14 protein-coding genes and 1 tRNA gene are annotated in these 15,878 nt (G+C 34.4%); 3 read left to right on the top strand and 12 right to left on the bottom strand.

From position 1 onward, the window contains the following. Window positions 1-3: 3 nt before the first annotated feature. A complete protein-coding gene (gene acnA / locus AB3210_RS05555; protein ID WP_052264762.1) occupies window positions 4-2,625 on the bottom strand; it encodes an aconitate hydratase AcnA in 2,622 nt (873 codons plus the stop codon). A 6-nt stretch (window positions 2,626-2,631) separates the two neighbouring features. After that, window positions 2,632-3,135: a protein-export chaperone SecB gene (secB, locus tag AB3210_RS05560; protein WP_007302467.1), complete on the bottom strand. Its 504-nt coding sequence runs from the start codon at window positions 3,133-3,135 to the stop codon at window positions 2,632-2,634. 164 nt (window positions 3,136-3,299) lie between these two features. Here secB and AB3210_RS05565 point away from each other — a divergent pair, with 164 nt between their 5' ends. From AB3210_RS05565 to AB3210_RS05575, 3 genes are read left to right on the top strand one after another with little or no spacing between them, the layout of a single operon-like run. Further along, window positions 3,300-3,959, top strand: a complete 660-nt coding sequence (locus tag AB3210_RS05565; protein WP_007302466.1) for a Tim44/TimA family putative adaptor protein — start codon at window positions 3,300-3,302, stop codon at window positions 3,957-3,959. After that, window positions 3,959-4,663: a DNA polymerase III subunit epsilon gene (gene dnaQ / locus AB3210_RS05570; protein ID WP_007302465.1), complete on the top strand. Its 705-nt coding sequence runs from the start codon at window positions 3,959-3,961 to the stop codon at window positions 4,661-4,663. Before AB3210_RS05565 ends, dnaQ begins: the two co-directional genes overlap by 1 nt. 35 nt (window positions 4,664-4,698) lie before the next feature. After that, complete coding sequence (locus AB3210_RS05575) at window positions 4,699-5,298, top strand: SCO family protein (RefSeq protein WP_007302464.1); 600 nt, start codon at window positions 4,699-4,701, stop codon at window positions 5,296-5,298. A 52-nt stretch (window positions 5,299-5,350) separates the two neighbouring features. Here AB3210_RS05575 and rnc read toward each other — a convergent pair whose 3' ends face one another. From rnc to AB3210_RS05625, 10 genes are all read right to left on the bottom strand, one after another. After that, complete coding sequence (gene rnc, locus AB3210_RS05580) at window positions 5,351-6,043, bottom strand: ribonuclease III (protein ID WP_012481989.1); 693 nt, start codon at window positions 6,041-6,043, stop codon at window positions 5,351-5,353. 92 nt (window positions 6,044-6,135) lie between these two features. Further along, the gene (locus AB3210_RS05585; RefSeq protein ID WP_052264761.1) at window positions 6,136-7,203 is read right to left on the bottom strand and encodes a quinone-dependent dihydroorotate dehydrogenase; all 1,068 of its coding nucleotides are present in this window, start codon (window positions 7,201-7,203) and stop codon (window positions 6,136-6,138) included. 72 nt (window positions 7,204-7,275) lie between these two features. After that, window positions 7,276-8,073 (bottom strand): hypothetical protein, encoded by a 798-nt coding sequence (locus AB3210_RS05590; protein ID WP_052264760.1) that lies wholly within the window; start codon window positions 8,071-8,073, stop codon window positions 7,276-7,278. 107 nt (window positions 8,074-8,180) lie between these two features. Next, window positions 8,181-8,252: transfer RNA gene (locus AB3210_RS05595), tRNA-Cys, on the bottom strand. A 5-nt stretch (window positions 8,253-8,257) separates the two neighbouring features. Then, window positions 8,258-9,148 carry a class I fructose-bisphosphate aldolase gene (locus AB3210_RS05600; protein ID WP_007302460.1) on the bottom strand — a complete coding sequence of 297 codons (891 nt, stop codon included), beginning with the start codon at window positions 9,146-9,148 and terminating at the stop codon, window positions 8,258-8,260. A 58-nt stretch (window positions 9,149-9,206) separates the two neighbouring features. After that, the gene (locus tag AB3210_RS05605) at window positions 9,207-10,205 is read right to left on the bottom strand and encodes a hypothetical protein (protein ID WP_007302459.1); all 999 of its coding nucleotides are present in this window, start codon (window positions 10,203-10,205) and stop codon (window positions 9,207-9,209) included. A 56-nt stretch (window positions 10,206-10,261) separates the two neighbouring features. Further along, window positions 10,262-12,541 (bottom strand): AAA family ATPase, encoded by a 2,280-nt coding sequence (locus AB3210_RS05610; RefSeq protein WP_007302458.1) that lies wholly within the window; start codon window positions 12,539-12,541, stop codon window positions 10,262-10,264. A 297-nt stretch (window positions 12,542-12,838) separates the two neighbouring features. Continuing rightward, window positions 12,839-14,047, bottom strand: coding sequence for a DEAD/DEAH box helicase (locus tag AB3210_RS05615; protein WP_007302457.1), 1,209 nt, complete (start codon window positions 14,045-14,047; stop codon window positions 12,839-12,841). A gap of 52 nt (window positions 14,048-14,099) precedes the next feature. Further along, complete coding sequence (locus tag AB3210_RS05620; RefSeq protein WP_007302456.1) at window positions 14,100-14,351, bottom strand: cold-shock protein; 252 nt, start codon at window positions 14,349-14,351, stop codon at window positions 14,100-14,102. A 174-nt stretch (window positions 14,352-14,525) separates the two neighbouring features. Next, window positions 14,526-15,860 carry a TldD/PmbA family protein gene (locus AB3210_RS05625; RefSeq protein WP_052264746.1) on the bottom strand — a complete coding sequence of 445 codons (1,335 nt, stop codon included), beginning with the start codon at window positions 15,858-15,860 and terminating at the stop codon, window positions 14,526-14,528. Window positions 15,861-15,878: the final 18 nt, after the last annotated feature.

The raw sequence follows: 15,878 nt of genomic DNA on the forward strand, positions 1-15,878 counted from the left end.
TTACTAAGTCGAAAGAAGTATGTAGCTTAACACTCCACCACTCATTAAGTATTTAATCTCAGTTGCGGTTTGTACACAGCATTTGAGTTGTATTGATTGCTTTGAATTATCCTGTCTTTTAATGATACATTCTAGATTTCCATTTGATACTATTTCACCTTTTATGCTTATTATCTCACTACCATCAAATATCTTTCTGGTTATTCCATTTTGGAATATAAGTGGAAGAACACCCATGCCGACCAAGTTGGACCTATGTATGCGTTCAAAACTTTCTGCAATCACAGCTTTAATTCCCAGTAATGCAGTACCCTTTGCTGCCCAATCCCTACTTGAACCTGTACCATATTCTTTTCCTGCAATGACAACTAATGGAACAGCTTCTCTTTTATATTGCATTGCTGCATCAAAAATTGACATAGTTTCTTGAGAAGGAATATGTTTTGTATAGCCACCCTCAGCGCTCACCATTTTATTTCTTATTCTGATATTAGCAAAGGTTCCACGCATCATTACGTTGTGGTTACCGCGGCGAGATCCATATGAATTGAAATCTTGCGGTTCAACTCCAAGACCTTTTAAATATATGCCTGCAGGACTATTTGAGGCAATATTTCCAGCAGGGGAAATGTGGTCGGTAGTGACGCTATCGCCAAACATCGCTAGTATTTGCGCATTCTTTATATCAACTATGTTGCTTCCATTGTTCTTAGTCGATAAATTATCAAAATAGGGAGGGTTTTGTATATAAGTGCTTTTCGTGTCCCAATCATAGATTTCACCTTTCTCACACTTTATCTTTTGCCAATGCTCATCACCAGAAAAAACATCCTTATACTTTTGTATGAACATTTCACGCGTCACAACACTTTTAACACAGCTCTCAACTTCATTATTTGTTGGCCATATATCTTTGAGATAGACATCATTTCCATTCTTATCTTTGCATATTGAATCTTTTGTCAAATCAATTTGCACAGTGCCTGCAAGTGCATATGCAACAATAAGTGGCGGAGATGCCAAGTAATTAGCTTTGACTAACGGATGAATTCTTCCTTCAAAGTTACGATTGCCAGACAAAACTGCAGCAACAGTTAAGTTTTTGTTTTTTATATCATCCTCTATATCCTTATTAAGTGGACCAGAATTTCCAATGCAAGTTGTGCAGCCATATCCAACTAGATTAAAACCCAAAGCATTTAGATCTACCTGCAATCCAGACTTTTCTAAATATTCTGTCACAACTTGTGACCCTGGAGCAAGAGAAGTTTTAACCCAAGGCTTTGATTTTAATCCAAGTTTAATTGCATTACGAGCTACAAGACCTGCAGCAATCATCACACTTGGATTTGAGGTGTTAGTGCAGCTTGTTATTGCTGCAATCACTACGCTGCCACTCTGGAGCTGATCGCCATAGATAGGTTCCAACGGAGGTCTGTTTGTCTCATTAATAGGAAAAGATGTAGAAAAAGATTCCGCTACTTCTGAAAGGAAAATCTTATCCTGTGGTCTTTTAGGACCAGCCATCACTGGCTTTACGCTTGATAAATCAAGCTTCAGTGTGTCAAAGAACGCCAATTCTTCATTACTACGCCACAGCCCTTGTTCTTTTGCATAGACTTCAGCTAATTTAACCAACTCTTTTGGCCTTCCGGTTAAGTTTAAATAATCTAGTGTCTTCTGATCAATTGGAAAGAATCCACAAGTTGCACCATACTCTGGAGCCATATTAGCTATGGTTGCTCTATCTGCCAAAGATAAACAATCTAAGCCATCACCATAAAATTCCACAAATCTGCCAACAACGCCTTTTGTTCTCAGGATATTAGTAATCGTTAGCACTAGATCAGTTGCTGTTACTCCCTCTGAAAGTCTTCCTATTAATTTAAATCCTACTACTTCTGGAATTACCATACTAATTGGTTGACCAAGCATCACAGACTCAGCTTCTATTCCACCAACACCCCAACCAAGAACCGATAAACCATTTACCATAGTAGTGTGACTATCTGTACCGACTAAGGTATCTGGATATAGAACTCCGCTATCGTTACATACAACTTGCGCTAAATATTCAAGATTCACTTGGTGGCAAATTCCAGTACCTGGTGGCACTACTCTAAAATTTGTGAAGGATGACTCTCCCCATTTTAAGAATTGATACCTCTCCAAATTTCTTTTTACTTCCAGTGCAACGTTTTTACCAAATGCAGAAGTGCTTCCGTAACTATCTACTTGAACAGAGTGATCGATCACAAGATCAACAGGTACAGATGGATTTATTTTGCTGGGGTTACCTCCGTTTTTCTTCACATAATTACGCATTGAAGCTAAGTCAACGACAGCAGGAACTCCTGTGAAATCCTGCATCAAAACCCTTGCTGGCTTGTAGCTAATTTCGTGATTAATGTGTTTCTTGACGCAATTTGCTAATATCTTTATGTCATCTAATTTAACGCTTACTCCATCTTCGTTGCGCAATAAATTTTCAAGCAATACCTTGAGTGAACAAGGCAATTTTGTTAAATTTACTCCTAAAAATTTACCAGCGTTACTTAGGTTAAAGTAGTTATATAACCTTCCATCAATATTTAAAGTCGTCTTTGCATTTAAAGAATTGTTCATCCTGTATTAGTTAAAATTGGAATTACTAGCGCTACTTTTTTGTTGTTGACTTTGCTGCTGATACATAGTTTCAAAATCTATAGGATCTAGCATAAGTGGAGGAAACCCACCACTACTTGTAGTTCTTGCAATTATTTCTCTTGCAAAAGGGAAAAGAAAAGTAGGTCCACCAATAAATAAAGCTTGTCTCACCTCTTCCTCACTTAGCTCTGTAAAATTTTCTATTGAAAAAATACCGCAATACTTTACCTCGCAAATGAAAGCTATATCATCTTTTACATCTTCATCTTTTACCGTTGCTTTGGCTTCTATATGCAAAGTAATTTCATGAAAAGGCTTTTCTTCACTTATTCCTTTTTTATTTTCTGTTCCTTCTAATTTTGCTGAATTAATATTAACCATTACATTAATATCAGGAGCTTTACTAGAAGGAAGGAATGGCGAATTTGGATTCTCAAACGAAAAATCTTTGACATACTGACCATGAATTTTCATTTTGTGTTGTGACATTTCTTACGTCTCCTTTAATTAAGTTGAGATGTTTAATACTTTCTTATATAATATATTCATTTACAAATGAATAGTAAACCTAACTATAGGTTAATATGAAAAACATATTTTTATCAATAATTAATAATATTTAGATACTTTATATATCAAGGAGTTAAGTTACCATGATAGAGCTTGTAATATATGCTTTACTAGCGGCGTTTATTTTTTCACGCTTATATAATTCTTTAGGAAGATCAGCCAGTCTCAACCTAAAAAAGCTAACAGGTGTATTGGATGTAAGTCAAAGTAAAGAAGATGTGGTAGAAAATATCGAAGATTATATTTATAGCAACGACAAAAGTTCAATAGAAACTACTTATGAACAAATATTACAAAAAAACAAAGAGTTTTCTATTTCCAATTTTATAGAAGGTTCAAGCATAGCTTTTGAATTAATAATAAAATATTTTAACCAAGGAAATTTACCTCAATTAAAATCCCTTCTGGACAAAGACTTATATAACAGTTTTGTGGATAAGATTAAACATCGTAAAGAGACACATGAGTCCATAATTGTTTCTATCGTTTCACAAAAGATCTTAGAAATAAAGTTAGTAAAAAACGTAATATTTATTGCAGTATATTTCCTTTCAGAGCAAATTAACTTCGTTAAGAATAACGAAGGAAACATCACATCAGGTAGCATGTCTACTATTAACAAAGTTGAAGATGTATGGCAATTCAAAAAAAATATTAATTCATCAGATCTAACTTGGTTACTTGTTTCTATTAACTATAAGAAGGCAAGTACTGATAAAAATTTAACAACAAATGACAACTGATGAAAAGTAGGCTACGAGAAATAGTACTTGATACTGAAACTACAGGTCTTGATACTAAATCTGGCCATCGAATTATTGAGATAGGATGTGTAGAACTAATTAATCGTATTCCAACAGGTAAAACATTTCATCGATATCTCAATCCAGAAAGAGATATACCTTACCACTCATTTAAGATTCATGGTATTAGTGAGGAATTTTTGGAAGATAAACCACTATTCTCAGATGTTGCACTTGAATTTCTTGACTTCATATCCAATGACATTTTGGTGATTCATAATGCTGAATTCGATGTTAAGTTCCTTAATATGGAGTTAGGCAAGTTAAATGCTGGGTTAATTTCCTCAGATAGAGTACTAGATACATTACCACTTGCAAGAAAAAAGTTTGTAGGATCACCTGCTTCTTTAAATGCATTATGCAAGCGTTTTGATATATCGCTAGAAGGTAGAGAGTTACACGGAGCATTAGTTGATGCTCAATTGCTTGCAAAGGTCTATGTTGAGCTTACAGGAGGATTGCAAACCTTTTTATTTAATAATGAATGTGCTCAGGACAATAACTCTACGTTTATTCAACATAAAGTGCGTAATTTAGCTCGCAGAGAACATTCACCAAGTATTAAAGAAATTGATGAGCATAAGAAATTGTTAGATAAAATTAACAACCCACTTTGGAAGGAATATATTGAATCAATCAACTAATCAATATATGATTTAACTTTATTGGAAACGCTTTAATGATAAAGTTTATAAGGTTATTGTCTAGTTTGCTAATAACAGTAGCAGCTATCTTCTTAGGTTATTGTTATTTTACTAAGCAAGGCATATTTGTTTCACAAAATACAGAAATTAAAATAGGTGGGGATTTTTCTTTGATTAACCAAAACGGGCAAATAGTACGCAGTAGTGATTTCAAAGATAAGTATATGATGATTTTTTTTGGATTTTCCTCATGTAAAAGAATTTGCCCTATGAACCTTGGAATAATTTCAGAAACACTTGCAAAGTTAGACGAGAAAACTGACAACAAGCTACAAACATTTTTTATCACAGTTGATCCTGAGCGCGATAATACAGAAAGGCTTAAAGAATTTCAGCAGCAATTTGACCATAGAATACAAATGCTCACTGGTGAAAGACAAAAAATAGATGAAGTAGTTGCAAAGTATAAAGTATATGCAAGTAAAGTAGATGGAGAAGAGGAAATTAACCATTCTTCAATGATATACCTTATTAGCCCTGAAGGAAAATATGTCACACACTTTGTAGCTGATTTAAATTCAGATGAAAGTCAATCTGATAAGATTCTGGCTGAGATAAAAAAATATGTAAGCTGAACTAAAGAGCTTAGCTTACTTTAAATTTATGCTAACAGCTATTTTGATTAAACTAAGTCGTTTTTTTAATTTTTTCTAGGATCAACTCAGCAGCTTTTTGTTCAGCAATTTTCTTACTAGGAGCGCATGCAGAAACTTTGTCATAACTCTCTATGCAAACTGATATAGTAAATTCAGGATTGTGTGCTGGTCCAGTTTGTTTTACAAGCTCATACTTCGGTAAAGGTAATTTATTTCTCTGAGTCCATTCTTGCAGTGAAGTTTTAGGATCTTGAGGAGGATCGAGGATGTCCTTAGCTAGCTTTTCCCAATGTCGGATAATAAATTTCTCAACACTCTCAAGTCCGCCGTCAATATAAATTGCACCTATTAGTGCTTCAAGCGAATTTTCTAAATTTTTTAAGTTACATTTTCCTCCGTTACAACGTTCACTATTATTCATGATAATAAAGTTACCTAACTCTATTTCTTTAGCAACATTAGCAATGGTACTGCCACAAACTAAATCCGTTTTTCTTTTTGCCAATGCTCCTTCTTTTTCTTCAGGAAACATTTTAAACAGCATAACAGACACAACCATATTCAAAACACTATCGCCCAAAAACTCTAGCCTTTCGTAGCTTACAACCTGGTCTTCGCTATTTCTCTTATTTACGCTTGGGTGAGTTAATGCCTCTTCTAATATTGCATAATCTGTAAATTTGTAATTAATAACTTTAGATATTGTATCGTTCAAAACTCTCATATTAATCATTCAATAGAAAAGCACTCTCTATCATACCTCTACACTAAAAAGTTAGCTCTACTTTACTAAAACAATATCAATAACTTCCAAAATTAATGTATACAACCCACTGCTTCAGTAATGTTACTAAATCCATCTCTTTTTACCAATTCTGCAAGCTCCAGATTGATTTTGTTCACAACTTGATGCCCCTGGTATACAAGAGCAGTGTACAGTTGTACTAAAGAGGCTCCTGCCTTTATTTTTTCATATGCATCAACACCACTTGAAATTCCTCCGCATCCTATCAATAGAATTCTGCTTTTAGTAAGCTTGTACATGTCACTCAATAACTCGGTTGAAAGTTGAAATAATGGCCTGCCGCTCAACCCACCACTCTCATTATAGTAAGAATCTCGACTTATCGTAGTGTTGCTTACTATTAAGCCGTCAATTTTATATTCTAGTGTAAGCTCAGCGATATTTTCTTTTGTTTGCTGATCTATATCTGGAGAAATTTTTAATATTATCGGTATGGATTCAGAGCTATCGATTGATTTCCGGGTTAGAGTGATAGATTTCAACAATTTGGATAATTCTTGTTTATTGTGCAAATCGCGCAAGTTAGGTGTGTTTGGGGATGAGATGTTCAGTACTATATAATTGCTCTTTCCATATACTATCTTTATTAAGTCAACATAATCGCTGATTTGGTCCTTTGATGTACTGTTTCTTCCTATATTTATACCAAAAATACAATTACCAAGTTTAGTTTCACTTATCTGTTTAAGAAAATAGTCTACTCCTTTATTATTAAATCCCAATCTATTAATTATTCCTTCATCTTTAATTAATCGAAAAATTCTCGGTTTTTTGTTTCCATATTGGGGATGTTTAGTTACAGTACCAGCCTCAATAAATCCAAAACCAAATGAGAGCATCGGCTTTACAACTTCCGCATTTTTATCAAAACCTGCAGCAAGACCTACAGGACTCCTAATTTTATCACCAAAAAAGTTTACATTTAAAGACTTAGGTAGTTCTATAGGTTTCCTACAGGGCATCTTTTTTAACGCCGTTATTACCAAGGAGTGAGCGATTTCAGGCGGCAGTAAAAACAATAAATTACGTAATATCATTTTGTAAAACACTTTGCTTATTTTTAGTTTATTTTTTACCATGCAACAAGAATAACTTAGAAAGCTTGAGGTTTATCAAAATAGTAAGTATATAGTTTCTATGGGTAGTAAAAACTAATTTTTCTGAAGGGAAACCAGAACTTGATCAGTATTTTCATCTACTAATTCGAGGTAGCCAAATTTGTTAATTTGAGATTTTATTAGTATAGGAATCTTATTTCGATTTAAATAAAATCCCTGTTTTGATTGTTTATTAATCCGCAACCTTACATCCCCATTTTTCCAAGCAAGCATCTTATTTATTCCAGATTTTTCTTTACAATTATCTTCATTTACAAATCCTAAGTATTCATCTTCTGAAGAAGATATTGCAATCTCGCATATTCTATACCCTACCCAATTCCCTAGATATGGATCAGTATCGTCTTTTTCGTGAAGCTTGAACTCTCCTTTGACATATTCCCATGGAGCTTTTGCATCACCTACCTTTTTTAGAAAGAGTACGTCCTGATCAAAGTTTATAATGGTCCTTGTATGAAATGTTGTTAAGCTTGTGTCCCATAATAGTTTTTCTGTGATGCTAAAATGCTCTTTATCCTTTTGCATATTTTGAAATGATACGATTATCACATCTGCTCCAACTTCTCTTCCATAGTTAACATATTGACTAGCACGCCCATGTTTGGCTGTGAATGATGACTTACCTATTAACAGAAAGTCATTAAATAACGCATTATATATAGTCTGTGCACTGTAAGCTGTACCGACGTAAACCGGCTGTTTGTTGGATGAAGGGTACTTTTCTGGTGCAAGATGAGTATACGAGCTCTTTAATAAATAGTGAAAAGTGCAACTGGTAAGCAAGAAGGGCAAACCAATCAATAATAAAACTTCTGTTAATCTCTTTGGCATTTTACTGCTTATATTTTGAATATAGTATCTTATTTTTTTAAATATTTCATTAAAAGCCACACTTCTTGTTAAAATTTGAGAAGAAAAAACGATCTAATTGGAGTAAGAGGCCGGGACCGGAATTGAACCGGTATAAAAGGATTTGCAGTCCTCCGCATAAGCCATTCTGCCACCCAGCCGTTTTTTATGCGTAGATATTAATTATATCTTTTAGCATAGATAAAGCATCCTCTTTTTTTCTTTGAAAAGTGTTGCGCCCGATAATTGAACCATTACCACCACCTTGCTTAATTTCTTTTGCCTCATTGTATATATCATCCACTGACTTTGACTCACCACCAGAGAAAACTACTATTCTTTTTCCTGCAAAGCAAGACTTTTTAATATATTCAATTCTTTTAGATAATGATTCAATATTTTCTATTTTTTCTCTTTCCAGATGATTGGTTGGAAGTTTTACTTTTATTATGTTGGCACCGAGCAAAGCCGCTATATGCGCAGCATAGGCAATCACATCAACTGCTGTTTCACCTTCTTTGGAAACCCCTTCACCACGTGGATAAGACCATAGCACTACAACAAGGCCACAAGATTTAGCCTCAGCTATAATTTTGCGAGCTTCTTCCATCATATCAAAACACTTAGCAGAACCAGGATATATAGTAAACCCAACAGCCATGCAGCCCAAACGCAGCGCATCTTTTACAGAGGCAGTTATTGCTTGATCTGAAGTTAAGCTTTTTGAGTGCAAAGAGTTAGCGCTATTAAGCTTCAAAATAAGTGGTAGCATTCCAGCATAAGTTGAAGCACCAGCTTCGATCATACCAAGCGGAGCAGCGTATGCACTTACTCCTGAATCAACTGCAAGCTGAAAATGATAATGTGGATCGTAAGCATCAGGGTTAACTTCAAAACTTTTTATTGGTCCGTGCTCAAATCCCTGGTCTACAGGGAGAATTACTAACTTGCCAGTTCCACCAAGTTTCCCATGCATAAGAATGCGAGTAAGATTCGCTTTTACTCCAGGGTTTTCACTTTCGTAGTAACTTAGGATTTGTTTTACTTCTTCACTCATTAATATCTTCAAATTTACTCAAAGTGTAGCAAAAACTATAGTTGAAGCAAAGACCTTTTTATGCTCTTGTTCCTACGCCTATATTTAAAGGTGTAACTTTAGGATCAGTAGTATGCTGTTGTGGTTTTTCTTGAACTAAATCTTCAAAATACATTTTAACAATAGGAAGAACGAGCGGCATAAGTACTAATTTGTAGTCATACCATGCAAATTTTTCTTTATAACTAAATTCCGCATCTTCTTCATATAAACACTGGGTACAGTATTCACCATATAGTTCAAAAGCTTTCACAAAAGTCCTAAGTAAAGCAATAAGTAATAAATCTAATGCTAAATTAGCTATTAGCATCGTTCCATATTGAACAGGCCAGCCATTTTGTGCAACTTCCGACATTAAACTGCATACAGCAAACGCTGCTGATATACATATTACATAATTATCAGCAGCAATAAGTAGATTGTATCTTCTATTTAACCTATCTAGATTTCCTTCTTGTGAGCCTCTTTGTTTACTTGCTGCATAGATAATACTACAAAAGGATATAATAAATAACCATGGCCAAACTCCAATGCTGAATGCATAAAATTTATAAGCAATATTTTGCACTTTGCCACTGTTAGCAAGTTGTGATAAGCAATATTTGACTTGAGGCGACGGACCAAGTACCACATTTGCTAATATAAAAAATAAACATGCTCTATTCACAGCTTTCTCTCTACGCAATAGAATCTCATTGATTCTCCTTTGTTTTTCCTGCACTTCTCGCTGTAATGTTATAGATATGCCAGCTGCTTTTAAGTCGTTAAGATATTTCTCTAGCTTATCTTTATCTGCACTAAGTTTTTTAAACTTTTCTTCAGCTATTTTTTTCTCTTTCTCTCCTACTACTTTATCAGGGTGACATTTTAATGAAGCTCTTCTAAAGCGCCGCTCAACTAACTTAAGTACATCATCAAACTCCTGGCTTATTACTTCTTCCGCTTTTATTCCCAGCCTTGAAAATAAATTCCGTAAATCTTGATTACTGTAATATTGATTTCTGGTTAAACTTGCCACTATAGCCTCATTAAAAAATAGTGACTATACTACAAATTTAATACTCAAGCAAGAATTTAAACTATATCAAAAGCAATTCCGTGTTTACCAATATAAATCCTTAATTTCTTTCCTTTAATTAATCGACGATTCAGTATTTCTTCAGCCAAATGACTTTTTATCTCTTTTTCAATCAGCCTCTCTATTGGGCGTGCTCCCATTTCTTTGCTATAACCTGTTTGCGCAAGATAAGACTTTACTTCTTCTTCCACTGAGCAGCTTATACCCTTTTGCACAAGTTGTTTTTTTAATTCCTGAATAAATTTATCCACAATGTGCAAAATGACATCCGCATCCAAATCAGAAAAGGAAATGACTGCATCAAGACGATTACGAAATTCGGGGCTAAAAACCCGTTCCATTGCTTTTTCGCTGTCACTGATGTTAAAGTTTTTATACCCAAAGCCAATAGAACTTTTGTTACGTTCAAATGCCCCTGCATTGGTTGTCATAATTAAAATCGTATTGGAAAAATTAACCTTACGTCCGTAAGTGTCTGTAACACAACCATAATCCATGATTTGTAGTAATATATTATAAATATCACTATGAGCTTTCTCAATTTCATCAAGAAGTACTACGCTATATTGATTATTAGATACAGATTCTGTAAGCAATCCACCTTGGTCGTAACCCACATATCCAGGAGGGGAACCAATCATTCTAGATATTGTGTGAGGTTCCATATACTCAGACATATCAAACCGAATAAGGTTCATACCCATATTTTGTGCTAGCTGCTTCGCAAGCTCAGTCTTACCTACACCAGTTGGCCCTGCAAAAAGATACTTTGCCAAGGGTTTATTGTAACTTCTCAGACCAGATTTAGCAATTTTAATAGAATTAACGAGAAACTCTATCGCTTGCTCTTGACCAAAAATGGCCCTATTGAGATTTTCTTTCAAAGATTTTACTCTTTGCATATCATCAAACCCGCAAGGTACGTTTGTAATCCTAGCGATAGTACTCTTAATGTCTCTACTGTTTATAATTTTTCGCCTGCTTTTTTGTAACTTACAATATGCCCCTGCTTCATCTATAACATCAACTGCTTTATCAGGTAATATTCGCCCAGTAATATACTTGTGTGAAAGTTCAGCTGCAGATTTAATGGCATGTTTCGTGTAATATACTCCATGATACCTTTCATAGTAATGCTTTATACCATCTAGTATCTTTACTGTATCATTAATAGAAGACTCTTTTACATTAATTTTTTGAAACCTCCTTGCTAATGCTTTATCCTTTTCAAAGCTATTGCTATATTCTCTATATGTAGTTGCACCTATACAACGCAACGCACCTCTTGCAAGTGCAGGTTTGAGCAGATTGCCAGCATCAAGAAAGCTGCCACTTGTTGAACCTGCTCCAATAATAGTGTGTATTTCATCAATGAAAAGAATAGCGCCAGGTTTTGCCTCAATTACTTTTATTATAGATTTTATTCTCTCTTCGAAGTCACCTCTATAGCGTGTTCCTGCAAGAAGTGATCCTAAATCCAAAGCATAAATTATGCTGGATCTCAGTGCACTCGGAACACTACCTTCAATAATTTTCAATACCAAGCCTTCAACTATTGTTGTTTTACCAACACCTGGTTCTCCGACATATAAAGGGTTATTTTTTCTGCGTCTTAGCAAGATTTCTATAGTGCGATTTAATTCATAATCACGACCAATGACATAATCTATTTTTTTGCTTCTTGCATAATCATTTAAATTTCTACAATAATTTTGTAGAACTTCTTCATCTTTTAATAATTCACCTTTATTTGCTACAGTAGAGATATCGTTATTCTTATCAAGTTTTATCTTGCGATTAGTTACATATTCTTCTATATCACCTGAATATTTTATATTGGATATGTTATAAATCAAATTAGAATCCTTTGCATTCTGTTTGCATAATAGCTCTTCAATGTATAAATCTTGCTCAGACAGAATCTCTAATAGAATACTTGCTCCATTTATTTCTTTTCTTCCCAGACGATGAGCTCGTATCATGGCTTTATGTATTATGCGTTGAAATAGCACATCAGGCTCAACTTTATTGACAGTTAATTCGGAGTTGTCTTGTAAAAAACCTTTTGCATTATTACCACGATCATTCCTTAATATAATATTATCTATATTTATGATTTCACCAGCTCTGATGTTACATCTTGATAAAACATAATTTACATCCACATCTTTGGTTAATGCTAGCAACAAATGTTCCACTTTTGCATATTTAAGCTTACAATCAGAAGCAATCTGTAACGCTCTATTTAAACTTGCCTCTAAATTTTTAGAAATCATCTATTCTCTTTAAAAGTGTAAATTTATATATAATTAGTAGCACACAATTATTAAAAAAACTGAAATCTAGCAGCTCGTTGTAGCCAAATTGAATTAAGCTACAGATTATAGTCCACACAGCCTAACATTATACCGTTGTGATAATCTCAAAACGTTATAAGCAGCAGAATTAAGATTATCAAATTGTAGGTAAATCTAATTTGGGCTAGCTATATATTCTTTCTACCATCCTCCAATCACTTCACTTTGCAGCAAGTTTACTGGAGCTTTTAAAGAATAGAAGAATAGTTAAGTACATTAATACGCTTTTTCTAGTACTCTGCTTTTCTTCTTAAATACATTGATCTTTTTTCTACCGTATTTAGCCTTTAACGTACTTGGCCTTTTAAAGATCTTTTTGCTGTTACGTTTTTGAGATTGCATACTACAATCAAAATTTGGCTCTCCTTCTTTATCTGCTAGTGCAGGCAGTCTTCTCTTATCTTGAGGTGTAACAAAAGATAATGCAAATCCTTCAGCTCCCGCACGTGCAGTTCTACCTATACGATGAACATAATCAGCTTGCGATTGTGGTACATCATAATTGATAACATGTTGAATGTGCGGAATATCAAGACCGCGAGAAGCAACATCTGTTGCAACCATGATTTGATTGCGGCCACGACGAAAAGAATCAATGACTCTTTCACGCTTGTGCTGCCTTAAATCACCATGAATTGCCAAAGCGCTATAGTCATCTTTGTGCAATTTGTCAGCTAGCTGATCCGCTCCTCGCTTTGTTTTGACAAAAATAATGATTGATCCTTTGCGCTGACATAATTGTGTAACAAGCTTGCCATATTTTTCTGATTCTGATGCATAAACAACTTCTTGTTTAATTTTTACAGAAGTTGTAGCCTGGCAATCGACAGAAACACGCTCTGGTTGATTAAGATATTTTTCAGTAAGTTTTACTATTTCTCCAGGAAGAGTTGCAGAAAACATAAGAGTTTGCCTTATTTTAGGCAAATGCTTCATAATTTCTTCAATCTGAATTCCAAAGCCCATATCAAACATACGATCCGTCTCATCAAGCACAAGAATACCAACATTCCGAGTAACTAAAGTTTTACGCTCAATATGGTCTATAATACGACCAGGAGTACCTATTATAATTTGTGGTTTTTTCTGAAGCTGATTTAGCTGCCTAAAAATAGGCTCGCCTCCGATCAACAAAGCAACTCTTAGTAAAGAACTTTGAGATAAGAGTTTTCTTATCTCACTTGTTACCTGATGAGCAAGCTCTCTGGTTGGCACGATGACTAAAGCTGAACCAATGCTTGGCTCATTCATCAATTTAGCAACCAGTGGAATAGCAAACGCTAAGGTTTTTCCAGTTCCCGTTTGAGCAGACCCAAGAATATCTTTGCCCTGAAGAGCTAGAGGAATCGCTTGCACCTGAATCGGGGTTGGAACACAAAGATTATTTTTACTTAGAGCTTGCCTAAGCAAAGTTGGAAGCCCCATTTCATGAAAATTACTCACAATACATTACCCTATTAAAAAGCTTCACGATAGACTAATCTTCCAATCTTAAATTTATTGCAGACTTTTTATCTTCTCCGTTCCTACCACGCTCTTCTTTAAGCTCATAACTTACTCTTTCCCCTTTCATTCCTCTCTTTTTATCCTCTCCTCGAAGTTCATCAGGTCTTATTCCTGAACGTTCTAATGTACTAACATGTACAAAAACGTCCTCACCTTTACCTTCTGGCTTGATGAAACCATAGCCTTTTTCAACATTAAACCATTTTATATTACCAAATTCCATATGGATAACTCCTAAACTACTAACTAACATTATTAATGTGATGAAAAACTTTGAAATTACGATTTAGAATGCTTTAAGCTTAGTTACTGCAACTAAACTTCTATACTCCATAGTCTATTCTTAACATTACATAGTAATAGTACACAATTATTGTACTTAATGCAACTAAAATTTTTAATCACTAAGTGAACCTGCTACTGTCATTTCGCTAACTTTAATCGTTGGTGAATTAAACTGCCCACAGAAAGTTAGGTCATTTGCAACAACTAAATTGCTAAACATATTTTTCAAATTGTCGGCAACAGTAATCTCGTGTATTGGATACGTTATTTTACCATTTTCTATAAAAAATCCGCATGCACCTTGACTATAATCGCCATTGATTAAATTAACACCAAAACCAAATAAATCAGTTACATATATTCCTTCTTTTACTTCCTCAATTAATTCCTTAAACGATCTATTACCATTTTTGAAATAGAAATTACTAGCTGAAGGAATAATTGCAGCATTACTTGCACGAGTTGCATTTGCGGTCGTTTCCAAGTTTAATTTCCTAGCCGAATATAGATCTAAAATCCAGTTTTGCAGTACTCCATTTTTTACAAATTCATTTCTTCTGCTCATTATTCCTTCCCCGTCAAACGGTCTTGATGTTATACCCCTTGGTAACAATGGGTCATCAATAATGCTAATCTCAGTATTAAAAATTTGATTATTTAAACTATTTCTCAAAAAAGAGCTATTATTTACAATATTGCTACCATTTATGGCAGAAGCAAAGCTCTTTACTAGCTCTTTTGCTGCTCTTTTTTCAAAAACAACCGGAAATTTGCCTGTCCTGATTGTACATGAACCCAATTGATCTATTGCTCTTTTTGCTGCTTCTTTCCCTATTGACTCCGGTGTTTTTAAATCACTGAAGTTGCATGCTACATCGTAATCGTAGCCTATTTTCATTTCATTCTTTTCTCCAGCAACAACAGAAACCTGATTAACAAAAGTTGACTTACTAAATGAACCAACAAAACCAGAAACGGTTGATAATACTGTATTTACTGAAGTATGTGAAGATGAAGCTCCTTCGGAATTAATAATATTTTTATGTGCAAGAGATGAATTTTCTGTAGCTTCAGTAATTTCTTTTAAGTTATCAATTGTTACAACATTATTATCTGAGATATTTAAATCTGCAGAAGAGATATAATTACTGCCATCTACAGCAAAACTAATATAAGGATCTTCCTGGGCATTCTTTGCCATTTCCACCACTTGGCTCACTGCACTACTAAGATTATTCAAATCGTTTGTGGAAATATACGCAGCTTTGTTCTTACCTGCTATAGCTCTAATTCCGACAGTACAGTTTTTAGATTGTGATATTTGTTCAATTTTTGATAGACGCTGAGAAACCGAGGTCTTATTAGTTTCATATATTGTAACTTCTGCGTCTTGATTCTGCTTTTTTATTAGTTTAGTGATATCTGCTGCAATATTTAATATATTCATTTTTCATTCCTTGAGTTT

The organism is Wolbachia endosymbiont (group B) of Scrobipalpa ocellatella (assembly GCF_964188425.1).
Classification (GTDB): domain Bacteria; phylum Pseudomonadota; class Alphaproteobacteria; order Rickettsiales; family Anaplasmataceae; genus Wolbachia.